This is a genomic window from Microbacterium sp. LWO14-1.2, assembly GCF_038397715.1.
Lineage (GTDB): Bacteria > Actinomycetota > Actinomycetes > Actinomycetales > Microbacteriaceae > Microbacterium.
In genome coordinates this window covers 3,133,726-3,156,121 of sequence record NZ_CP151633.1, presented here as the reverse complement: position 1 = coordinate 3,156,121, position 22,396 = coordinate 3,133,726, and the positions used below count along the sequence as shown (strand labels likewise).

Here is a 22,396-nt window from a genome sequence, read left to right as displayed (position 1 = left end):
GAGCCCCCCAGCTCACGGGCCGCGCAGAGAGTCTCCGCTGTGCACGCGGGACCCACCCCCCGGATTCACCCCAGTCGGCGCACCGGTTTCGATAGTACATCGACTGGACTTATCCCTCCGACCGCGACACCGATATACCGGTATCCCAGGTGAAGCCTGATTCAGTCGTCGAGGTAGAGGTCCGACGCACGGGGAGTCAGCACGGCATCCAGCACCACGCAGGCGGCTCCCACCGCGCCGACGTTTTCGCCCACGACGGTGCCGTCGATCGGGATCGTTCGCAGCGCCCGGGTGGCGCTGCGGCGGTACACCATCTCGGGCAGCACTCGCAGATAGAGGTCACTGAGAGTCGCCCAACACGGCCCGCCGAGCACGACGCGGTCGACGTCGAGCAGGTCTGTGAGCACGGCTATGAGGATCGACAGATGCGCGGCCGCGGTCTCGAGCGCCGCCGCCGCCGCTGGTTCCCCGCCCGCTGCCCGCTCGCATAGGCGAGTGAACCGCTCTTCGACCGCCTGGATGTCGCCCGGGTCGACCGCGTCGGCGAAGAGGCCCGCACGCTCGGCCCGCTCCACGATGGCCTGGGGCGTGCACACGACGTCGACGCATCCACGAGAGCCGCACGGGCACGCCGGCCCCTCGGGGTCGACGATGATGTGCCCGATCTCCCCGAAGTTGCGCGAGCTCCCCCTGATCGCATCCCCGTCTCGCACCAGGGACGCGCCGATGCCGGTGCCGAGGTACACGAAGACGAACGAGCCGTCCGCCGCCCAGCGCCCGGTCCACTGCTCCCCCACGGCGGCGGCGACCGTGTCCTTCTCCAGCATGACCTCGAAGCCCGATGCCTCGGCCACGACTGCCCGAAGCGGCACCCTGTGCCAGCCCTGCAGCTTGGGCGGGTCGATCACCGTGCCCCTCGCCGCGTCGAGCGGTCCGGGAACGGCCACGCCCACGCCGGCGACGAGCCGGCGGTCGACCGCGGAATCCTCGACGACCGTCTCGACCGTGCGCGCCATCGTCTCCGCGATGCTCTCGGGCGCCTTGTCCCCTGTCCGCACCGACCGACGCCGTCGGACGGCGCCCGACATGTCGAGCAGCACGACCGTGATGACAGCCGGGTCGAGGTGCACGCCCACGGCGAAGCGGCTCTCGGCGACGAGCCGCAGCGTCACCCGCGGCTTCCCCGGCCCGTTGATCGTGCGACCGGCTTCGGCGATGAGTCCCTCGTCGAGCAGACGCCGCGTGATGTTCGTCACCGTCTGGGCGGACAGCCCCGTCGCGTCCACGAGCTCGATGCGACTGAGCCCGTCGACGGAGCGGCGGATGGCTTCGAGAATCACCGATTGGTTGAAATCGCCCATCCGCGGCAGGTTGGTACCCCGGCGCATTGCCATGTCCCATCTTCTCGCACGATGGCCGATTCCGTGTCCCCCAAAATACCTACAGACAACGTCGTGGAGAACCGTGAGACTGAAGGGGACGCTTCGCGTTCGGCTGGTCTCTCTGTCCCAGGGTAGATAGACGCAGACCGGTCATCGGCGGACGGTTTTCGGGTAACTGTTCCGCACGGCGAGGGGCTGGCGGCTTCGCCGCCCCTCGCCCATTCTCTTACCGCCCTCGCCTCCGATCACCTCCCCCGGTCGGAGTCGAGGCGCGCGTGCGAGTCGTCGCAGTGCGGCCGGGTCAGTGCAGTCGACCGGTGGGTCTGTCAGCGCGGGATCTCGTGCCAGACGTCGACCGCGTCGTCGTCGCTGGCCCTGCCCGCGCTCGCCCTGCCGACCACGGTCACCGCGGTGCGTGGATCCCTGGCCGCCCGGATGATCCATCTCTCGGCATTCGCCGCGCGCAGCACCTCGGCGAGCTCGTCGCGGATCTCCGCCCGTCGGGCTTCGGTCACGTCGTCGAGCCCGCCCTCGTCGAAGACCGTGACGACGGCGCCCCTGCGCCGGGCCTCCTCGATGGCATCCCGCACCGCGTCATTGAGCAGATCCGCCCCTCGGAGCTCATCACGGAGCCGGCCCTCGGCGAGGCGGGCCTCCAGGCGTTCCTCGGGGTCGAGCTCGCCGTGGGTCGCCACAGCGCGGCTCAGCAGCGGGCCGGCGACCGCCACCGCGAACTGTGTGCGCAGGCGCCGCTCCTTCTGCCGCACCTGCTGCGTGGCGTGCCACGCCGACACGGCCTGCTGGATGCCCGCGAGCCGTTCGGTGTCGCGGACGGCTCGATCCCAGAACATGACGAGCAGGTGCGCGACGGCGACCCACATCACGGAGCCCACGAGACCCAGCGACAGAGCGACGAAGAACCCGAGCGCGGCTGACGACGCGGCGATCAGTACGACGATGACCAGCCATCCGATCACCAGTCTCCGCCGCACGACGCAGACGATTCCCAGCAGCCCGAGCGCTCCGATGTACCAGGTGGCGAACGGCGCGGTGAGCGTGACGGGATCGAGGGACAGTGTGACGAGAGTGGGAATCACCGCGCTCGAGACGAGCGCCAGGAGCGCCGTCCAGAGCGGCATCCGCACTGACGTCGCGGAATCCCAGAGGATGGCGGCGCACACGACGACGAGGTACAGACCGATCGCAGCGACCATGAGCAGGGGCGCTGTCGGCTGCTCGATCCACCACACGCCGCGCGCCACGAAGTACATCGCGAACCCGACGGCCAGCGAGGTCGCGACGCTGCGCACCGTCCTGTTCACGAGTGCTCCCACCCGAGCGTGACGGTGGTGCCGAGCTCCGACGAGTCGATGTCCGCGGTCCCCGCGACTCCTGCCATGCGCGCGAGGATCGAGGCGCGGATGCCGAGACGGTCGGCGCCGATCGCGTCGAGGTCGAAGCCGGGGCCGGTGTCGGAGATCGTCACCACGATGCCCTCGTCGCCGCGTCCCTCCGCGAGGATGTGCAGGCCGCGACCGTGGGCGTGGGTCACGGCGTTGCCCAGCGCCTGGCGGGCGGCGAGCACCAGCGCCCGCGCGACCCTGCCGGGCAGGAGCCCGATCGGGCCGCGCTCCTCGACGATCGCGTCGGCGCCCAGTTCGGAGAGGGCGCGCCGCAGCTCGGCCACGATCTGATCGGTCGCCACCGGCTCGTCACTGCCCTCCTGGGCGACGGCGGCCTCGGTGTTCGCCAGCCGGGTGAGCGCCTCGCGCGCCATGCCGACGGCGAGCTCGCGCGCGCGCTCGCCCTCCGCGCGCTCGACGGCGATGAGGGCGGCCAGCACGCTGTCGTGCATGAGCGCCGACATCGCGACGCGCTCCTCCTCCGCGGCGGCCGCCGCTGCGGCATCCGCATACGACGACACCGCGCGCGCCCTGGCCTCGTCGACTCCCGCGGCCACCGAGCGGAACATCCAGCCCAGGGAGATGATCACGATGCCGAGGATGAGCGTGAACGAGACGTCGAACGCCGTGGTGACCCAGAAGTCGCGCGAGAAGCCTCCCTCGACGAGCCGCACGTATCCGTACACGAAGGGAAGGCCGACGGCCCACGAGAACTGCAGCCACAGGGGGAACGCGAGCATCGCGGCGACCACGCCGACGTTCACGAGGAAGAAGATCCAGGGCTGGGTGGCCGAGCCCGCGGAGACGCCGACCAGGCTCGGCCACGCGCCGAGCGCGAGCACGTACACGATCGCGAAGAGACCGGATGCCGTGCGCACGCCGCGACCGACCAGACACGCGACCAGCATGAGCGCGAACGGGATGTAGACCGCGAGCAGAGTGATCACGCGGGGCGCGTCGCTCCAGGACATCGTCGGGAGAGCGGCGAAGAGCGCCTGGACTCCCAGCGCCGAGGATCCGATCGCGACCACGGTCGCGAGGATGCGCTCCATGCGCTTGCCGGTGAAGCGCTCGAACTCGGTCTCCACGCTGCCCGGAGAGGGTATCTGGCTCCAGGCCTCGCGGATGCTGAGCGGCTCAGTGGGCACTCGGCGTCCCGTCGGCGGCGACGATCCCGTCCTCCATCGCGCGCCGGAGCAGGTCGACCTTGGTGGGCGCGGGGCGACCGACGTCGACGTACTTCACGCGGATGCGGGTGATGTTCTCCTTGGCGGTCGAGTAGGCCACTCCCAGCCGCTCGGCGACGGCCTTGAGCGGCAGACCCGTCGCGTACAGGCGCAGCACCTCGCGCTCGCGCGACGACAGCTGCGCGTCGGCGAAGTCGCGGTCCCCATCGACGGCGCTCGCCCACTCGACGTTGTTCAACGCCTCGCCCTGAGCCACGGTGCGGATGGCCTCGAGCACGTCGTCGAGCGCGGAGGACTTGCTCACCACGCCCGCGGCGCCGGCGACGAGCGCCTCTCGGACGGCTGCGGGACGGTCGGCGACGCTGTGGATCACGACGCTCGCTCCGTCGGCCACCAGCGACGACACGTTCTCGGTGACGGTGGTGCCGTCACCGAGCGTCAGATCGAGGACGACGACATCCGCGGGGGCCGCGGAGGTCGCCGCACGCCAGTCGAGGTACGCGCCGACGGTGCTGCCGGAGAAGACCACGGTTCCCGCGCCGTCACGCGCACATGCCGCCTCGAGTCCCAGACGGACGGACTCGTGATCATCGATCAGTGCGACCCTGCTCATCCGCCCAGCCTACTGATTAGTCGAGTCGTTGGAGATCGGCGATCAGCGGGTGAGCAGCGCCACGACCTCGAAGTGGTGCGAGTGCGGGAAGAGATCGAAGGCGCGCAGCCGCGGCACCTGCCAGCCGTACTCGCGGAACGTACCGAGATCGCGCGCCAGCGCGACAGGATCGCAGGCCACGTAGGCGATCGCCTCCGGCGCGAGTGCGTTCAGCGCGTCGACGACCTGGCGTCCCGCGCCCGCACGGGGCGGATCGAGTACCACGGCGCCCGCAGCGGCACCCGTCGGCAGACCCGCCAGGAAGCGGTCGACGCGCGCCGTGACCGCCGTCACGTCCAGCGGGGCGAGGTTCGCCGCCGCGTGCGCGGTCGCTCTCGCGTTGGCCTCGACCGTGACGATGTCGGTTCCGCCGAGGTCGGCGAGCGTCGCGGCGAACAGTCCGACTCCGCCGTAGAGGTCGTAGTGGGTGCGGCCCTCGTCGACGTGTCCGTCGAGGATGCCGTACACGGCCGCGTCGAGCACGGAGGCCGCGCGCGGGTGCACCTGCCAGAACCCGCCGGCGTCGAGCTGGAACCGCCGATCGCCGACCTGCTCGAACACGATCTCCGGGTCCGGTCTGCGGCTCGTGCCGCGTCGAGGGCGCTCGGTCCGGGCGTCGCGGCGGATGACGCGGACCTCTCCGTCCGCCGGCTCGACCAGTTCGACGCTCCCCGGACGCGCGCCGTCGAGTCCCAGCGCGGCATCCGCCACCGCGGGTCGGGCGAGAGGGTGCGATTCGACCGGGATGACGCGGTGACTGCGGGCCGCGTAGGGGCCGATCACACCGTCGTCGTCGACGTGGAGCGTGACCCGGGAGCGCCACCCCGTCCCATCGCCGGAATCGACGGCTTCGACCTCGGGCGCTTCGAGCCCCGCCCCGGCGAACCTGTCCAGCGCCTCGCTGAGCACCTGGCGCTTCACCGTGCGCTGGTGCGCGAGATCGATGTGACCGAGATCGGCGCCGCCGGCCCGCTGCTCGGGCGCCCGCGACACGTCGGCCTCCGCCCAGACATGCGGTCGACGGTGCGGGGAGGCGTCGAGCACCTCCACGGTCTCCGCACGCCAGAAGCTCTTGGAGGAGCCCGCCGAGTCGGCGTCGAGGCGTGCCCGGACGCGCTCCCCGGGGATCGCGTCGGAGACGAACACGACGCGCCCCTCGTGGCGGGCGATGAAGGTGCCGCCGTGCGCGATTCCCGTGATGTCCAGATCGAGCAGGTCGGGGGAGGAAGTCATCCTTCGAGGATACGGTGGTGCACATGCGCGTCTGCCTGGCCTCCACCTCCCCCGCCCGTCTCATGCTGCTCCGGCAAGCGGGCATCGAGCCGCTGACCGAAGCACCCGGGGTCGACGAGGAGGCACTGGCCGCGTCGGCAGCGGCCACGCGCGGATCCGAGCTCCCTCCTGCCGAGCTCGTCCTGCTGCTCGCCAGGGCCAAGGCCGCGGACGTCGCGCACCGGCTCGCATCCGAGGGGTCGTTCGACGGGATCGTGATCGGCGGCGACTCGATGTTCGCGCTCGGCGGCCGGGTCTACGGCAAGCCCTACACGCCCAAGGAGGCCACTCGGCGGTGGCGGGAGATGCGGGGCGCGACCGGCGTCCTGCACTCCGGGCACTCCGTGTTCCGTGTCTCGCCTGGAGTCGACCCGGTGGAGGCGACCGCGACGGCGGAAGCGTCCGTGACGTTCGCCGACGACGTGTCCGATGCCGAGATCGAGGCCTACGTCGCCTCCGGCGAACCCCTGCACGTGGCCGGAGCCTTCACGGTCGACAGCCTGGGCGGCGCGTTCATCAACCGTGTCGACGGCGATCCGTCGACGGTGGTGGGCATGTCACTGTCGACCGTGCGCCGTCTGGCCGCTGAACTCGGCGTCCGCTGGACCGACCTCTGGTCGTAGGGTCCCCTCCACGTTTCTCCGTCTTTCTTGTGGGGAGTCGTCAAAGCGATCGGCCCTCTTCTCGCTAGGCTGGCAACCATGCCTGATATCGCCAAGGTGCTCATCGCCAACCGCGGCGAGATCGCCGTACGCATCATCCGTGCCGCCCGGGATTCCGGAATCGCATCGGTCGCCGTCTACGCCGACCAGGACCGCGATGCGCTGCACACCCGTCTCGCCGACGAGGCCTACGCCCTGGGCGGCGCCACGAGCGCGGAGACCTACCTGCAGATCGAGAAGATCCTCTCGGTCGCCCGACGCGCCGGCGCCGACGCCGTGCACCCGGGCTACGGCTTCCTCGCTGAGAACGCCGACTTCGCGCGGGCCGTCATCGGTGCGGGCATGACCTGGATCGGACCGTCCCCCGAGGCCATCGAAGCGCTCGGCGACAAGGTCACCGCGCGACACGTCGCCGAGAAGGTCGGCGCACCGCTCGCCCCCGGAACGCCCGGCCCCGTCTCCGGCGCAGACGAGGTCGTCGCCTTTGCACAGGAGTACGGCCTTCCCATCGCCATCAAGGCCGCGTACGGCGGCGGCGGACGCGGCCTCAAGGTCGCCCGCGAACTCGACGAGGTCGCCGAGCTGTTCGAATCGGCGACCCGCGAGGCCGTCGCCGCCTTCGGCCGCGGCGAATGCTTCGTGGAGAAGTACCTCGACAAGCCCCGGCATGTCGAGACCCAGTGCCTCGCGGATGCCGCGGGCAACGTCGTCGTCATCTCGACGCGCGACTGCTCGCTGCAGCGCCGTCATCAGAAGCTCGTCGAGGAAGCCCCGGCCCCGTACCTCACCGAGGAGCAGAACGCTCAGCTCTACGCCGCGTCGAAGGCGATCCTCAAAGAGGTCGGCTACGTCGGCGCCGGCACCTGCGAGTTCCTCATCGGCGCAGACGGCACGGTGTCGTTCCTTGAGGTGAACACCCGCCTGCAGGTCGAGCACCCGGTGTCGGAGGAGGTCACGGGCATCGACCTGGTCCGCGAGCAGTTCCGCATCGCAGCCGGCGGCACAATCGACTACGACGACCCCGCACCGACCGGGCACTCCTTCGAGTTCCGCATCAACGGCGAGGACCCGGGTCGCGGCTTCCTTCCCCAGCCCGGACCCATCCACGTCTTCAAGACGTTCGGCGGCCCCGGCATCCGCCTGGACTCCGGCGTCACCGCCGGCGATTCCGTCTCCGGCGCCTTCGACTCGCTGCTCGCGAAGATCATCGTGACCGGCAAGGACCGCGCCGAAGCCCTCGAGCGCTCGCGTCGCGCCCTCGAGGAGTTCGAGGTCGCGGGCCTCCCCACCGTGCTCCCCTTCCACCGCAAGGTCGTCAACGACCCGGCGTTCACGGCGGAGAACGGCGAGTTCAGCGTCTTCACGCGCTGGATCGAGACCGAGTTCCACAACGACATCCCCGCATGGGACGGAGAGCTGGAGTCCCCCGCCGCCGAGTCGGGCCGTCACACGGTCGTCGTCGAGGTCGGAGGCAAGCGCCTCGAGGTCAGCCTCCCCGATCGCGTCGCGGTCGCCGCCGGCACCGTCGGACGCCCGGCCGCCGTGCCGCCGTCTCGTCGCAGCCATGCCACGTCCGTCAGCGCCGGCGCCTCGGGCGATGCCGTGAAGTCGCCGATGCAGGCGACCGTCGTCAAGGTCGCCGTCGAAGAGGGGCAGCAGGTCGTCAAGGGCGACCTCGTCGTGGTCCTCGAGGCGATGAAGATGGAGCAGCCGCTGCAGGCGCACAAGGACGGCGTGATCGGCAACATCAACGCGGATGCCGGTGCCACCGTCTCCGCGGGACATCAGCTGCTCACGATCAGCTGACGGCATCCGCCGACGAGAAGAGCCCCCGCCGCGGCGGGGGCTCTTCTGCGTGCGACGACGCTCGCGCTAGTTGATCTTCGCGTTGACGAGGTGCATCGCGCGGCTGGCGTCGGTGATGCTGCTCGACAGCGACGGGTATGCCGCGAAGACCCGCGAGACCTGGTCGACGGTGAGTCGGCGCTCGACCGCGACGGCGATCGGGTAGATGAGCTCCGACGCCTTCGGCGCCACGATGACGCCGCCGATGACCGTACCCGACCCCTTGCGGGCGATGAGCTTCACGAAGCCGTCCTTGATGCCCATCATCTTCGCTCGGGGATTCGCGGCGAGAGGAAGCTTGTAGACGAGGCCGTCGGCCACCCCTTCCTCGACGTCCTTCTGCGAGTACCCGACGGTCGCGATCTCGGGCGCGGTGAAGATGTTGGAGGTGATCTTGATGAGCTCCAACGGGATCACGATGTCGCCCAGGGCGTGGAACACCGCCGTGCGCCCCTGCATCGACGCGACGGAGGCGAGCGGGAAGAAGTTCGTGCAGTCGCCGACCGCGTACACGTTGGGCACCGAGGTGCGAGCGACGCGGTTGACCCGGATGTTGCCCTGCTCGGTGAGCTCGACGCCCGCGTCCTCGAGCCCGATGCCCTTCGTGTTCGGGATCGAGCCGACCGCCATCAAGCAGTGGCTGCCCTCGACCGTGCGGCCGTCGGCGAGCGTCACACGGACGCCGTCGTCGATCACCTCGACCTTCTCGGCACGGGCTTTCGACAGCAACTCCATGCCCCCGCGCTTGAAGACCTTCTCGAGCACCTTCGCCGCGTCCTGGTCCTCGCCGGGCAGCACCTGCTCGCGGCTGGAGACGAGAGTCACCTTCGATCCGAGGTTCATGTACGCGGACGCGAACTCGGCACCCGTGACGCCCGACCCGACGACGATGAGGTGCTCGGGGAGCGCCTTCATGTCGTACAGCTGCGTCCAGGTGAGGATGCGCTTGCCGTCGGGCTTCGCGGAATCGAGCTCACGCGGCGACGCTCCGACCGCGACGACGATCGTGTCGGCCTCGATGCGGTCGAAGTCGGTGCCGTCCTGCCCGGTCGAGACGACGATCGCGTTCGGGCCCTCGAGGCGCCCGTGCCCGGAGAGGATGCGCACTCCCGCCTCGAGCAGGGTCGAGCGCATGTCCTCGGACTGCTGGCCGGCGAGCGCGATGAGCCGCTTGTTGACGGCGGCGAGGTTGATGGCGATCTCGGGCTTGAGCGGCTTGCCGTGCTCGCCCTTGGCGTAGAACTGCACTCCGAGGTCGGATGCCTCCGAGATCGCGACAGCCGCGTCGGCGGTGGCGATGAGGCTCTTCGACGGGACGACGTCGGTGAGCACGGCCGCTCCACCGACGCCCACCCGCTCGACGAGGGTCACCTCGGCTCCGAGCTGGGCTGCCGCGAGGGCAGCCTCGTATCCGCCGGGGCCGCCGCCGAGCACGGCGACGCGCTGAGTGCGTTCGAAGGGCGTGGAAGACATGCCTCCCATTCTCCCGCAATCCTGGCACCCGGCCGTCCACCTTCCTAGAGTGGATCCATGCCTGAAAACCACAGCAACCCCCTCGACGACCCGAATGCGAACCCCTTCGAGGTCGCAGCCGCAGCGGCCGCGGACATCGCCCGGCTCACCGGCGTCGAGAAGCACGACATCGCCCTGACGCTCGGCAGCGGGTGGGGCAAGGCGGCCGACATCATCGGCGAGACCGTCGCCACGATCCCGGCGACCGAGGTCACCGGCTTCTCGAAGCCGGCGCTCGAGGGACACGTCGGCACGCTCCGCAGCATCCGCACGCCCGACGGCAAGAACGTCCTCGTGATCGGCGCTCGCACGCACTACTACGAGGGGCACGGTGTCCGTCGTGTCGTCCACTCCGTCCGCACAGCCGCGGCCACGGGGGCGGGGATCATGGTCCTCACGAACGGCGCGGGCGGCGTGCGCGAGACGTGGAAGCCGGGCCAGCCGGTGCTCATCAGCGACCACATCAACCTCACGGCCGACTCGCCGCTCGAGGGCGCGACCTTCATCGACCTCACCGATCTGTATTCGTCTCGCCTGCGCGACGTCGCGCGCAGCGTCGACCCGTCCCTCGACGAGGGCGTGTACACGCAGTTCCGCGGACCGCACTACGAGACGCCGGCCGAGGTGCAGATGGCGAAGCACATCGGCGGGCACATCGTCGGCATGTCGACCGCCCTCGAGGCGATCGCCGCGCGCGAGGCGGGGATGGAGATCCTCGGCTTCTCGCTGATCACGAACCTCGCCGCCGGCATCCAGAAGACACCGCTCAGTCACGCGGAGGTGATCGAGGCGGGCCGTGAGGCCGAGCCCGTCATCTCGGCGCTGCTGGCCCGAGTGGTCGAGGCGCTGTGAGCGAGCAGCGCCTCGAGCAGGCGCGCGCCTGGCTGCGGCAGGACCCCGATCACGAGACCCGCGACGAGCTTGCCGGGGTGATCACTCGTGCGGCCTCCGGTGACGCAGCGGCGGTCGCCGACCTCGACGATCGGTTCGGCTCGCGCCTGGCGTTCGGCACGGCCGGACTCCGCGGCGCGCTCGGCGCCGGCAGCAACCGGATGAACCGTGTGCTCGTCGCGCAGGCGGCCGCCGGGTTCGCGTCCTACCTCCGCGAGCGCGCGGAGGGCGGCACGCCGACGGTCGTCATCGGGTACGACGGGCGCCGCAACTCGCGTGTGTTCGCGACCGACTCCGCCGAGCTGTTCGCGGGGGCGGGACTGCGGGCGATCATCCTCCCCCGCCTGCTCCCGACCCCCGTGCTCGCGTTCGCTGTGCGGCACCTCGGTGCGGACGCCGGTGTCATGGTGACCGCGTCGCACAATCCGCCGAACGACAACGGCTACAAGGTGTACCTCGGTGGAGCGGACCAGGGTTCGCAGATCGTGTCCCCCGCGGATGCCGAGATCGCGGCGCACATCCAGCGCATCGCCGACGCCGGGGATGTCACGGCGCTTCCGCGCTCGACGTCGTACGAAACGGCCGGCGAAGAGGTCGTCGAGGCGTACGTGACCGCGACGGCGTCCGTCGCACCGGCACCGGCGTCGGCATCCGGCCTCCGCTGGGTCTACACCGCCATGCACGGCGTGGGATGGGAGACGGTGTCTCGCATCGTCCGCGCCGCCGGATACCCGCAGCCGATGGTCGTCGGCGAACAGCTCGAGCCGGACGCGACCTTCCGCACCGTGTCGTTCCCCAACCCGGAGGAGCCGGGCGCGATGGACCTGTCGTTCGCGAAGGCGCGACGGGTGCAGGCCGACTTCATCCTGGCGAACGACCCCGACGCCGACCGCCTCGCGGTGGCGATCCCCGATGCGGATGCCGAGAACGGCTGGCGCAGGCTGTCCGGCAACGAGGTGGGCCTGCTGCTCGGCGCCCGTGCGGCACGCGCTGCCGCAGGGACACCGGGCGCCTCCCTGGCCTGCTCGCTCGTGTCGTCGCCCGGGCTCGGAGCGATCGCCGCGCACCACGGACTCGACTTCCACGAGACCCTCACGGGCTTCAAGTGGATCTCCCGCGCTCCGGGCATCGTGTTCGGCTTCGAGGAGGCCCTCGGCTACCTCGTCAACCCCGGCACCGTGCGGGACAAGGACGGGATCTCGGGCGTCGTCGCGATCCTCGGCCTCGCCGCCGAGGCGCGGGACCGCGGCACCGACCTCGCGGGCCTGCTCAGCGAGCTCGGCGACACCTACGGCCACTACTCCAGCGGTCAGGTGTCCGTGCGCGTGGACGACCTGTCGGTGATCGGGAAGGTCATGTCCTCGCTGCGCGCATCGGCGCCCACCGGCTTCGGGTCGCAGGCGGTCTCGTCGGCGGACGACCTGCTGCGCGCGGCGGAGGGGCAGCCCTCCGGCGACGTCCTGCGCTATCGGCTGGCCGACGGGTCACGCATCATCGTGCGCCCCAGCGGCACCGAGCCCAAGCTCAAGGTCTACATCGACGCGGCGGGCGAGTCCGCCGCGCAGGCGGCCGAGCGGGTGCACGAACTCGAGAGCGCGGTGCGGGCACTCCTGGCGGAGCGGTCCTAGGACGCCATGCCGAAGAGACACGTGGTCATCAGCGCGCACAACGGCGTGCACGCCCGGCCCGTCGCCGAGCTCGTCCGACTCGTGCGGGCGCACCCCCACCCGGTGACGCTCACGACGACGACGGGCTCGGTGGTCGACCTCAGCAGCGTGCTCGCGATCATGGACCTGGGCCTCGCCGAGGGCGACGCCGTCGTGCTCGAGACGGCCGAGTCGACGCGCGCGGATGCCGTGCTCGACACACTCGTCGAGGTGCTCGACCCCCGTCGCTGACCGGACCCGTCGCAGAGGCCGAGCGATCAGCCGTCGATCACGGCGACGAGCTCGTCGAGGAAGGCCTCGTAGGTCGTGCCCCGGCGCACGATGCGCTGCACGCTCTCCCGCTCGCTGAACACCTCGACGAGCTGCTCGAACACGGTCTGGAACGCGGCGCGGTCGCTCTCGCTGAACGCGGCGAGCGCGACGACCTGCACGCGCCCCTCCCCCCATGCCGCCGATCCGTCGGCGACGCCGATCGCGATGGCGGTGCGCGCCGCCGTCATCTGCAGAGCGTGGGGCACGGCGAGAGCATCCGTGAACGCGGTCGACGACATGCGCTCCCTGGCGATGGTGTTCTCGATGTAGTCCGCGCCGATGAGTCCTGCGTTCGCAAGCAGTCCGCCGAGGCGTCGGATGATCGCCTCCTCGCCCTCGTCGGGGAGCGGATGCACGAACGCCTCGGCGACGAAATAGCGCGCGAGCTCGGTCCGCAGTCGCGCGAGACGGCGCGCCCGCCGCACACGGGCGGCCGCCTGCTGGATGCGGTCGACATCGGCATCCGTGAGGAAGGGCTGGATGCGCACGAAGCGATCGCCGGTCGCGCCCGGCTCGATCGTGCTGAGCACGAGGTCGGTGTCGAACGACGCCCAGTCGGGATCGACGTTGGTCACGACGCTCGTGACCTCGATCGCCGAGCCGAGCGAACGGTCGACGCTGGACCGCAGCAGCTCGTGCAGCTCGTAGTAGCCGGGGCAGACGATCGTGGCTGTGAGGATCGACTCGGCCTTGCGGCTGCGTTCGAGCCTGCCGCCCACGTGCATGGCGATGTAGGCGATCTCGTCGTCGTGGATCGGTGTGCCGAGCCGGTCGTGGAGCCCGCTCGCGATCGAGACGGCGACCTCGAAGATCATGGGGTAGGAGGTCTTCAGCGACCGCGTGAGCGGATTGCGGGTGAGCGCGCTCTCCTCCGCCCGCCGCAGCAGGTTCTGGACGTGCAGCGCCAGCCGCAGCACGAACGTCTCGTCGAGCAGATCGACCTGGAAGTCGTCGGCGGCGCGCGCGATCTCGTCGCGGACGGCGGACTCCACCGCCGGGTCGACGCCGCTGCGCGCGACCTCCCCCGTCGCGTCCTGACCCGGCGCGACGATGCGGGTGAGGACGAGCGACGCCAGGTGCCCGCTGTCGCCCTCTCCCAGCGCGACGGCGAAGTGGTCCTGAGCGAGGCGGGCGATGATCGCGCCGACCTCGGGGATCTCGGGACGCGCAGTCGTGGATGCCGATTCGAGGGCGTGCCCGGATGCCACCCGATCGGCGGCGATCGCGATGTGCAGCAGGACGTCGGAGATGGCGAGCTCGTTCACGAAGTAGCCGAGTGCTCCCAGCTCGCGGACGAGCTCCGACTTGAAAGGAGCGACGGCCTGCGCCGACACGGCGCTGCCGGCGAGCGCGCGGCGGAAGGTCTCGGGGTGGAACGACGCGGCATCCATCTCGTCGTGTGCGAGCCTGCTCAGCAGACGGCGCTGTGCCGCTTCGTTGCCCCGCAGCCGGACCACCTCGCGGTCGCGGTCGAGCGCGAGGTCGGTGTCGTCGAGCAGACCGCGCACTCGCGCCAGATCTGACTCGAGCGTCGCCTCGCTGACGTGCAGGCGTTCCGCCATGGCGAAGACGTCGATCCCGGAAGGATCGTCGAGCAGCGCGCGGATGAGCGCGTGCAGGCGGTCACGCGGTGCCGACTCCCCCGCCTGTCGTGCGCGCAGTGCGTCGCGCGCCGCCGGACCCGCACGGTACCCCGCCGGCCCTGATTCGATCGCGTCGGCTCCTGGCGTGCGCGCGTTCACGGCCGAGACGTAGGACCGGACGCTCCGCGGCGTCACGCCCAGCTGGTCGGCGAGACTCGCCGCCGTCGCCCACGACGCCTGACGCAGCAGGGTGGAGAGGAGCTGGTCCTGGCGCTGCCGCGACATGATCCTCCCCGCTCCCGTGCTGACTGCACTGTCCGTGACGTGATTCCCATGATGTCAGCTACCGGAGCGGCATGCGTCGGAACGGGCGTTCCGCGGGGGCGGAAAGGAACGTGTTGGCACCCCGGAAGCATCTGTTCCCAGAATGTTCTCAGGAAGGTGGCATCGATGAGGATCCTCGTGGTGTGCGGCGCCGGCGCGTCGAGCACGTTCGTCGCGCAACGATTGCGGCGTGCAGCGGCCGACGCCGGGCTGGAGTGGCAGGCGAAGGCCGGCACCGAGCAGTCCGTGTACGGCGGCGACCACGACCTCGTCCTCCTCGGTCCTCACTTCGCCGACCGTCTCGACAGCATCCGCGACGCCGTCATGGCGCCCGTCGCCGTGCTGCCCGCAGATGTCTTCGCAGACAGGGACGGCACGCGCACGCTCGCGTTCGCCCGCTCGATCATCGACGTCAGGAACACCCCGAAAGGAACATCATGACCGTTTCCCGTACCGTCCGGATCGGCTCGTCGCACGGCCTTCACGCCCGCCCCGCCAAGCTCTTCGCGCAGGCGGCGAAGGAGTCGGGCATCGCTGTCACCATCGCGAAGGACTCGGGTAAGGCCGTCAACGCCGCCAGCATCCTCGGCGTCATCGCCCTCGCGATCGAACACGGCGACTACGTCACGCTCACCGCCGACGGCGACAACGCAGAGAACGTGCTCGACACGCTCACGGAGCTGCTCACGACCGACCACGACGAGGCGACCGTATGACCGAGCTCCGCGGAGTCGGTATCGGTCTCGGTGTGGCCCAGGGGCCGGTCGTCCGGATGACCGAGGCGCTGCCCGCGCCCGACAGCACGCCGAGCACGCAGGGCGCCGATGCCGAGCGCACCCGCGTCCGCGAGGCGATCGCCGCCGTCGCCGCGGAGTTGAACGCCCGCGGGGAGACCGCCGGCGGATCGGCGCAGGAGGTGCTCGAGGCTCAGGCGATGATCGCCGAGGATCCGACGCTGCAGGACGAGGTCGACGCCCGCATCGACGACGGTGCGACGGCCGAATGGGCCGTGCACGACGCGTTCGCGGGCTTCCGCGCGACCCTCGAGGCCGTCGGCGGGTATCTCGGCGAGCGCGCCGCCGACCTCGACGACATCGCCCAGCGCGTGCTGGCCCGTCTGCGCGGCGTCGACGCACCCGGTGTCCCCGATCCCGGTCACCCGTTCGTGCTCGTCGCCCGCGACCTCGCGCCGGCCGACACGGCGTTGTTGAACCTCGATCAGGTGCTCGCCCTCGTCACGTTCGACGGCGGTCCCACCTCGCACACCGCGATCCTCGCCCGCGAGAAGGGCATCGTCGCGATCGTCGGCGCGGCCGCGGCATCCGATCTCTCGACCGGCCAGCCGGTCATCGTCGACGCAGCGGCCGGCATCGTCACGGTCGACCCGTCAGACGACGAGAAGGAGCGCGCCGAACAGCGCGCCGCGGCCCGCCGCTCGGCGGACGCCGCACCCCTGACTCCCGGCGCCCTCGCCGACGGCACGCTGATCCCGCTGCTGGCGAACCTGGGAAAGCCTGCAGACGCAGCCGATGCCGTCGAACGCGGGGCCGAGGGCGTCGGGCTGTTCCGCACCGAATTCCTGTTCCTGTCGTCGTCGCAGGCGCCGACGGTCGCGCAGCAACGCGAGGCGTATCGCGAGCTGCTGGCCGCGTTCCCCGGCAAGAAGGTCGTCGTGCGCATGCTCGACGCCGGCGCCGACAAGCCCCTCGCGTTCCTCAACGACGCGCACGAGGAGAACCCGGCTCTCGGACTGCGCGGGCTCCGCGCGCTCCGCGCGAGCGAGGACATCCTCCGCGAGCAGCTCACTGCGCTCGCGGAGGCGGATGCCGAGACCGAGGCCGAGCTGTGGGTCATGGCCCCGATGGTCGCCACCGTCGAGGAGACCGCCTACTTCACCGGTCTCGCGCGCGAGTACGGGCTCAAGACGGCCGGCGTCATGGTCGAGGTGCCGTCCAGCGCTCTCCTCGCCGACCGCGTGCTCGCACACGCCGACTTCGCCTCCATCGGCACCAACGACCTCACGCAGTACACGATGGCCGCCGACCGCCTCCTCGGTTCGGTCGCCGGTTTCCAGGACCCGTGGCACCCCGCCGTGCTGCGCCTGGTCAGGGAGGTCGGTGACGCGGGCGCTCGCCTCGGCAAGCCCGTCGGCATCTGCGGCGAGGCGGCAGCAGACCCGCTGCTCGCCGTCGTGCTCGTCGGCCTCGGCGCGACGAGCCTGTCGATGGCCCCGTCCGCCCTGGCGGACGTGCGCCACACCCTGTCCCAACGAACCCTCGACGAGGCGCGGAGCCTCGCCGAACGGGCACTGGCGGCCGACGACGCCGCCGGTGCGCGCCACGCGGTGGTCGAAGCCACAGCTACCCTCCCTCACCAGAAAGAGACGACATCATGACGACGACGTCACCGGCCGCCACCAGATCAGGCGGTCTCCGAACAGGCGTGCAGCGCTTCGGCACGTTCCTGTCCGGAATGATCATGCCCAACATCGCGGCGTTCATCGCGTGGGGCTTCATCACAATGCTGTTCATCCCCGCCGGATTCTTCGGCGCCGACAGCCCCTTCGGTTCCGCGTGGCACTGGGCTCCGGTGGCCGAGATCATCGGCGGCGGAGGTGACTCGGCCGCGATCGGCTGGAACGGCGCCATGACCGCGATCGCCGAGGGCGACGGCGGGAACTTCTTCGCCTACGTGGGCCTCGTCGGCCCCATGGTCACGTATCTCCTTCCCCTGTTGATCGCCAACACCGCCGGCCGCATGGTCTACGGCGAGCGCGGCGGCGTCGTGGCGACCATCGCGACCATGGGTGTCATCGTGGGCACCAACATCCCGATGTTCCTCGGGGCCATGATCATGGGCCCGATCGCCGCGTGGATCACCAAGCAGATGGACAAGCTGTGGGACGGCAAGATTCGCCCCGGCTTCGAGATGCTCGTGAACAACTTCTCCGCCGGCATCCTCGGCATGATCCTGGCGATCGTCGGGTTCTTCGCCTTCGGTCCCGTGATGCTCGGTGTCAGTGCGGTGCTCGGTGCAGCCGTCGACTGGCTCGTCTCGCTGAACCTCCTGCCCGTGGTCTCGATCATCGTCGAGCCGGCCAAGGTGCTCTTCCTCAACAACGCCATCAACCACGGCGTGTTCACGCCGCTCGGCATCGAGCAGGCTGCGGACACCGGGAAGTCGATTCTGTTCCTCATCGAAGCGAACCCCGGACCTGGCCTCGGCCTTCTCCTCGCGTTCACGTTCTTCGGTGTCGGCGCGGCCAAGGCCTCCGCCCCCGGAGCCGCGATCATCCAGTTCTTCGGTGGTATCCACGAGATCTACTTCCCGTACGCGCTCAGCAAGCCCACCACGATCCTCGCGCTCATCGCGGGTGGTGCGGCGGGCGTCACCACGAACATGGTGCTCGGTGGCGGACTCGGTTTCCCGGCAGCTCCCGGCAGCATCATCGCCGTGACCGCGGCGGCGCTCGGCGGCGGGGTCGGCAACGTCCTGGTCGTCTACCTCTCGGTGCTCATCGCCGCCGCGGTCACGTTCTTCATCACCGCCGTGATCCTGCGTGCGTCTCGCAAGCGCGACCTGGCCGCCGAAGGTGACTCCTTCGGCGCGGCCATCGCGCAGACCGAGGCGAACAAGGGCAAGTCCTCCGCCGCGATGGACTCGCTGCGCGCATCCTCCGCCGCAGCCGGAGCCGCCGCAGGAACGGGCACGGCTACGGCCGTCGCGACGACCCCGATCCAGAACGTGGTGTTCGCGTGCGACGCGGGCATGGGTTCGTCGGCGATGGGCGCGAGCGTGCTGCGCAACAAGTTCAAGAAGGCGGGCATCGAGGGCGTCACGGTCACCAACCAGGCGATCGCCAACCTCGACGGCACGGCCGACCTCGTGATCACGCAGCAGCAGCTCACCGACCGTGCGAAGGCGCAGTCGCCGAACTCCGTGCACGTGTCCGTGGACAACTTCATGAACGCGCCGCAGTATGAAGAAGTCGTCGAGATGGTGCGCGAGCAGCGCGAATCCGGCGAATGACAGACCGGGCGGGGCGGGTGCCACGGCATCCGCCCCGCCCCCATCTCCGCAGAATCCTCGGAAAGGAATCACCATGAGCGTTCTCACCCTCGGCCAGGTCCGCATCCACTCCGGCTCCAGCACTCAGGAGGCCGCGCTGCAGGAGGCGACCGACATCCTCGTCACCGCGGGAGCCGTCACGCCCGCGTACGCAGACGCCATGCGGCAGCGCGAGGAGACGGTGTCGACGTACATGGGCAACGGGCTCGCCATCCCCCACGGCACCAACGACGCCAAGGATGCGATCCTCGGCTCCGCGCTGTCGGTCGTCCGTTACGACGGCGGCGTCGACTGGGCCGGGGAGCAGGCGACGTTCGTCATCGGCATCGCCGGCAAGGGTGACGAGCACCTGGAGATCCTCTCGCAGATCGCGATCCTCTTCTCCGACGAGGACGACGTCGCGAAGCTGAACGCCGCGCAGACCCCCGACGAGCTGTTCGCGCTGCTCTCGGCCGTCAACGAGTGATGGGCGACCGTCCGATGAAGGCCGTCCACTTCGGCGCAGGGAACATCGGCCGTGGATTCGTCGGCCTGCTGCTCAATGAGGGCGGGTACGAGGTCGTCTTCTCCGACGTCGCCGATGCGCTGGTCGACGCGATCAACGCCGTCGACTCGTACACGGTGCACGAGGCGGGCCCCGGGGGCACCGACCACGTGGTGACCGGCTTCCGCGCCGTCAACAGCAAGAACGACCCCGAGGGCGTGACCGACGAGGTCGCGACGGCCGACGTCGTCACCACCGCGGTCGGGCCCACGGTGCTGCGCTTCGTCGCGCCGACGATCGTGGCAGGGCTCGCCCGCCGCTCCCCCGACGCCGCGCCCCTGCAGGTCATGGCCTGCGAGAACGCCATCGGGGCGACGGACACCCTGCGGGCGGAGGTTGAGAAGGCGGCGGGCGCGGATGCCGCCGAGCTGCTCTCCCGTGCGGTGTTCGCCAACACTGCGGTGGACCGCATCGTGCCGGGCCAACCCGCAGACGGTGGCGTCGACGTCACGGTCGAGCCGTACTACGAGTGGGCCATCGAGGCCGGCGCTTTCGGCGGGAACCTGCCGAGCATCCCCGGAGCGCACTTCGTCGACGATCTGGCGCCCTACATCGAGCGCAAGCTCTTCACCGTGAACACGGGCCACGCGGCCACCGCGTATTTCGGAGCCCGCGCCGGCATCGAGCGGATCTCGGACGCGCTCGACGATCCCGATATCGCCGCGCGCGTGTCGGCTGCTCTCGAGGAGACCTCGGCTGTCCTGGTGGCCGAGCACGGCCTCGACCCCGCGGAGCTGGCGGACTATCGCGCGAAGATCCTGGAGCGCTTCCGCAACCCGTCGCTCGTCGACACCGTGCAGCGCGTCGGCCGACAGCCGCTGCGCAAGATCTCCCGACACGAGCGGTTCATCGGCCCGGCGGCCATGGCCGCCGAACGGGGCCTGCCGACGATCGCCCTCGTCGGGGCGGTCACGGCCGCTCTCGAGTTCGAGGAGCCGGAGGACGAGCAGGCCGTCGAACTGCAGACGTTGCTGCGCACGGAGGATGCCGAGTCGTTCACCACCCGCACGACCGGACTCGACCCGGAGCACCCGCTGTTCCCCGCCGTGCGCGACGCGGTCGCCTCGCGACAGACGGCGCTGCGCGCCTCCTGATCCGCAGCTTTTCCGGACCACGCCCCCTGCCGCCCCGATCGGCAGGGGGCGGTCTGCGCTCCGGCCCCCGCCCAACCGACGACACGCGGCAGCGCGCAGGTGCAGGACGTACGGTTGATGCGTGCAGAAGAAACGTCGCCGGGTCCTGAAGTCCGTCGGGTGGGGCCTCGTCGGGGTGATCGTGCTCGGCGCAGCGGGCATCGTCGTGTGGAGCCAGGTCGGCGTCATGGCGGCCGAGCCGGAGCCCCTCGCCGACGTCCGCGCCAACAGCGCGATCGATGTGGCCGACGCTCCGCAGGGCATCGTGATGACCCCGGCCGACGGGGAATCGGACCTCGGGCTCGTGTTCGTCCCGGGCGCGAAGGTCGACCCCTGGGCGTACGCGCCGATCCTGCAGAGCCTCGCCGAGGACGGCGTCACGGTCGTCATCACCCGTCCGTGGCTGAACCTCGCCTTCTTCGACCTGCGCGGACTCGATTCCTTCACCTCCGCCGCCCCCGACATCGACGACTGGGCGGTGGGAGGTCACTCCCTCGGCGGCGTGCGCGCCTGCCAGCTCGCCGCCGACGCCGAGGCGCTGGTGCTGTTCGGCTCGTACTGCGCCGGGGACGTGTCGGCATCCGACCTCCGCGTGCTCAGCATCGCCGGCAGCGAGGACGGTCTGTCGACGCCCGCCAAGATCGAGGACGCCCGGCATCTGCTCCCCGCCGACGCCGAGATGGTGGAGATCGACGGTGCGTCGCACGCCTCGTTCGGGGATTACGGTCCGCAGGCCGGCGACGGCACTGCGACGATCTCGGACGAGGCGATGCACGCGCAGGTCGCGGAACTCCTCCGGACGTTCTTCGCCGAGCTGCCCGCGGGATGACACACGCGGCCCGTCCGGTCGTCAGCCGATCCGCGTGATCAGCGCCTCGAGCCCCATGCCGTAGTCGATGCGGACCACCGGCAGCGCGAGCTTGTCGGTGCCGATGGTCACGTACCCCGGTTCGATCGTCCTCGCCATCTCGAAACCGGCCATCGCGACGCCCTGCTTGGCCGTGTCGTTGTAATGACCGAACGGGTAGGCCATGACTTCGCGCACGCCCAGGATGTCGCCCGACGCGTTCATGTCGGCCGCGATCTCCTCGGCCGTCCAGTTGACCATGCGGCCCTTGCCGTTCTCGCCGGCCTGATGCATGTCGTTCGTGTGCGAGCGGCGCAGCACGTAGATCGACGGCGCCGGATCCTGTCGGTACGCGGTGATCATGAACGAGGTCGACAGCAGCCTGTACTTGTCGATCACCGGGACGGCGAGGTCGAACCAGGTCTGATCCGCATCATCGTCGGTGATGATGACGGAGTGCGCGGGGAGGAAGAGCCGTCCGTCGATGAAGGCGCTCAGCTCGTCCCACGTCGGCAGGTAGAAGCCCGTGGTCGCGATGTGGTTCATCTGCGCCTCGAAGTCGCCGATGTAGGCGTAGTTGCCGCGCAGCCACCCGGACTCCCCATCGGGGTTCGTCGTGAACTGGTGATACATGAGGATCGGGATCTTCGCGTTCTCGGCCGCGTTCGCCTCGGGGGTCGTCCACCCTGCGAAGAGCTCGACCTGCTGGTCGACGCAGACCACGGGATCGGCGCCGTTGACGCGCACCGCCGCCGACAGCGCGGCAGCATCGGCTTCCGTCGGGTACCAGCCCGCGAAGACGCGCCCGTCTTGAGCGGGGATGGGCAATCCTGCGTACAGAGCGTTCTGCCACTGCAGCATCGGGTCGACCGGAGCCCCGTCGCCGAGGAACGTGACCGCGCAGGCGAGCGGGTCGTCGGCATCGGCCACGAGCTGCTGCGCGGGCGTCAGCGGCCTCTCGATCGGCTGCGCCTCGATGCGCGGGACCTTCACCTCCGGCGGGCGATTCAGCGACACGAACGCGACAGCGCACGCCCCTGCGACGACCAGCACGGCACTGACTGCGACGACGACGCCGATGCGGCGCCTCTTCTTCCCCCCGGAAGCCACGA

At 70.4% G+C, this 22,396-nt stretch carries 20 protein-coding genes; 12 read left to right on the top strand and 8 right to left on the bottom strand.

The window, feature by feature from the left end:
• Positions 1 to 161: 161 nt before the first annotated feature.
• From MRBLWO14_RS15185 to MRBLWO14_RS15165, 5 genes are all read right to left on the bottom strand, one after another.
• Positions 162 to 1,394: an ROK family transcriptional regulator gene (locus MRBLWO14_RS15185; RefSeq protein ID WP_341933939.1), complete on the bottom strand. Its 1,233-nt coding sequence runs from the start codon at positions 1,392 to 1,394 to the stop codon at positions 162 to 164.
• 314 nt (positions 1,395 to 1,708) lie between these two features.
• Positions 1,709 to 2,704: a hypothetical protein gene (locus MRBLWO14_RS15180; RefSeq protein ID WP_341933938.1), complete on the bottom strand. Its 996-nt coding sequence runs from the start codon at positions 2,702 to 2,704 to the stop codon at positions 1,709 to 1,711.
• Entirely contained in the window at positions 2,701 to 3,933 is a 1,233-nt protein-coding gene (locus MRBLWO14_RS15175; protein ID WP_341933937.1) for an ATP-binding protein, read from the bottom strand. Before MRBLWO14_RS15175 ends, MRBLWO14_RS15180 begins: the two co-directional genes overlap by 4 nt.
• Positions 3,923 to 4,585, bottom strand: coding sequence for a response regulator transcription factor (locus MRBLWO14_RS15170; RefSeq protein ID WP_341933936.1), 663 nt, complete (start codon positions 4,583 to 4,585; stop codon positions 3,923 to 3,925). The genes MRBLWO14_RS15175 and MRBLWO14_RS15170 overlap by 11 nt, the downstream gene beginning before the upstream one ends.
• Positions 4,586 to 4,627: 42 nt before the next feature.
• The gene (locus tag MRBLWO14_RS15165) at positions 4,628 to 5,857 is read right to left on the bottom strand and encodes a TRAM domain-containing protein (protein WP_341933935.1); all 1,230 of its coding nucleotides are present in this window, start codon (positions 5,855 to 5,857) and stop codon (positions 4,628 to 4,630) included.
• 23 nt (positions 5,858 to 5,880) lie between these two features.
• On the opposite strand from MRBLWO14_RS15165, the gene MRBLWO14_RS15160 reads away from it, so the two are divergent.
• Together MRBLWO14_RS15160 and MRBLWO14_RS15155 are read left to right on the top strand one after the other, a co-directional pair.
• Complete coding sequence (locus MRBLWO14_RS15160; RefSeq protein ID WP_341936212.1) at positions 5,881 to 6,519, top strand: Maf family protein; 639 nt, start codon at positions 5,881 to 5,883, stop codon at positions 6,517 to 6,519.
• A gap of 78 nt (positions 6,520 to 6,597) precedes the next feature.
• Positions 6,598 to 8,364, top strand: coding sequence for a biotin carboxylase N-terminal domain-containing protein (locus MRBLWO14_RS15155; RefSeq protein WP_341933934.1), 1,767 nt, complete (start codon positions 6,598 to 6,600; stop codon positions 8,362 to 8,364).
• A gap of 66 nt (positions 8,365 to 8,430) precedes the next feature.
• Here the strand turns inward: MRBLWO14_RS15155 and MRBLWO14_RS15150 are convergent, their stop codons facing one another.
• Entirely contained in the window at positions 8,431 to 9,885 is a 1,455-nt protein-coding gene (locus MRBLWO14_RS15150) for an NAD(P)H-quinone dehydrogenase (RefSeq protein WP_341933933.1), read from the bottom strand.
• 48 nt (positions 9,886 to 9,933) lie between these two features.
• Between MRBLWO14_RS15150 and MRBLWO14_RS15145 the strand changes: the two genes are divergently transcribed.
• The 3 genes from MRBLWO14_RS15145 to MRBLWO14_RS15135 are packed head-to-tail and all read left to right on the top strand — an operon-like array spanning position 9,934 to position 12,704.
• Entirely contained in the window at positions 9,934 to 10,767 is an 834-nt protein-coding gene (locus MRBLWO14_RS15145) for a purine-nucleoside phosphorylase (protein ID WP_341933932.1), read from the top strand.
• Complete coding sequence (locus MRBLWO14_RS15140) at positions 10,764 to 12,434, top strand: phospho-sugar mutase (RefSeq protein WP_341933931.1); 1,671 nt, start codon at positions 10,764 to 10,766, stop codon at positions 12,432 to 12,434. Before MRBLWO14_RS15145 ends, MRBLWO14_RS15140 begins: the two co-directional genes overlap by 4 nt.
• A 6-nt stretch (positions 12,435 to 12,440) precedes the next feature.
• Positions 12,441 to 12,704, top strand: a complete 264-nt coding sequence (locus MRBLWO14_RS15135) for an HPr family phosphocarrier protein (RefSeq protein WP_341933930.1) — start codon at positions 12,441 to 12,443, stop codon at positions 12,702 to 12,704.
• Positions 12,705 to 12,730: 26 nt separating this feature from the next.
• Here MRBLWO14_RS15135 and MRBLWO14_RS15130 read toward each other — a convergent pair whose 3' ends face one another.
• Complete coding sequence (locus tag MRBLWO14_RS15130) at positions 12,731 to 14,653, bottom strand: PRD domain-containing protein (protein WP_341933929.1); 1,923 nt, start codon at positions 14,651 to 14,653, stop codon at positions 12,731 to 12,733.
• Between the two features lie 165 nt (positions 14,654 to 14,818).
• Here MRBLWO14_RS15130 and MRBLWO14_RS15125 point away from each other — a divergent pair, with 165 nt between their 5' ends.
• The 7 genes from MRBLWO14_RS15125 to MRBLWO14_RS15095 all read left to right on the top strand — a co-directional run bounded on the left by MRBLWO14_RS15125 (position 14,819) and on the right by MRBLWO14_RS15095 (position 21,266).
• Positions 14,819 to 15,133 carry a hypothetical protein gene (locus MRBLWO14_RS15125; protein ID WP_096713711.1) on the top strand — a complete coding sequence of 105 codons (315 nt, stop codon included), beginning with the start codon at positions 14,819 to 14,821 and terminating at the stop codon, positions 15,131 to 15,133.
• Positions 15,130 to 15,408: an HPr family phosphocarrier protein gene (locus MRBLWO14_RS15120; RefSeq protein WP_341933928.1), complete on the top strand. Its 279-nt coding sequence runs from the start codon at positions 15,130 to 15,132 to the stop codon at positions 15,406 to 15,408. Before MRBLWO14_RS15125 ends, MRBLWO14_RS15120 begins: the two co-directional genes overlap by 4 nt.
• Complete coding sequence (gene ptsP / locus MRBLWO14_RS15115) at positions 15,405 to 17,087, top strand: phosphoenolpyruvate--protein phosphotransferase (protein ID WP_341933927.1); 1,683 nt, start codon at positions 15,405 to 15,407, stop codon at positions 17,085 to 17,087. Before MRBLWO14_RS15120 ends, ptsP begins: the two co-directional genes overlap by 4 nt.
• Complete coding sequence (locus MRBLWO14_RS15110; protein ID WP_341933926.1) at positions 17,084 to 18,721, top strand: PTS mannitol transporter subunit IICB; 1,638 nt, start codon at positions 17,084 to 17,086, stop codon at positions 18,719 to 18,721. Before ptsP ends, MRBLWO14_RS15110 begins: the two co-directional genes overlap by 4 nt.
• Positions 18,722 to 18,794: 73 nt before the next feature.
• The gene (locus MRBLWO14_RS15105; RefSeq protein ID WP_096713714.1) at positions 18,795 to 19,226 is read left to right on the top strand and encodes a PTS sugar transporter subunit IIA; all 432 of its coding nucleotides are present in this window, start codon (positions 18,795 to 18,797) and stop codon (positions 19,224 to 19,226) included.
• Positions 19,227 to 19,240: 14 nt separating this feature from the next.
• The gene (locus MRBLWO14_RS15100) at positions 19,241 to 20,398 is read left to right on the top strand and encodes a mannitol-1-phosphate 5-dehydrogenase (protein WP_341936211.1); all 1,158 of its coding nucleotides are present in this window, start codon (positions 19,241 to 19,243) and stop codon (positions 20,396 to 20,398) included.
• A gap of 121 nt (positions 20,399 to 20,519) precedes the next feature.
• Positions 20,520 to 21,266, top strand: coding sequence for an alpha/beta hydrolase (locus tag MRBLWO14_RS15095; RefSeq protein ID WP_341933925.1), 747 nt, complete (start codon positions 20,520 to 20,522; stop codon positions 21,264 to 21,266).
• 21 nt (positions 21,267 to 21,287) lie between these two features.
• On the opposite strand, the gene MRBLWO14_RS15090 is transcribed toward MRBLWO14_RS15095, so the two are convergent.
• Positions 21,288 to 22,394: a polysaccharide deacetylase family protein gene (locus MRBLWO14_RS15090; protein ID WP_341933924.1), complete on the bottom strand. Its 1,107-nt coding sequence runs from the start codon at positions 22,392 to 22,394 to the stop codon at positions 21,288 to 21,290.
• Positions 22,395 to 22,396: the final 2 nt, after the last annotated feature.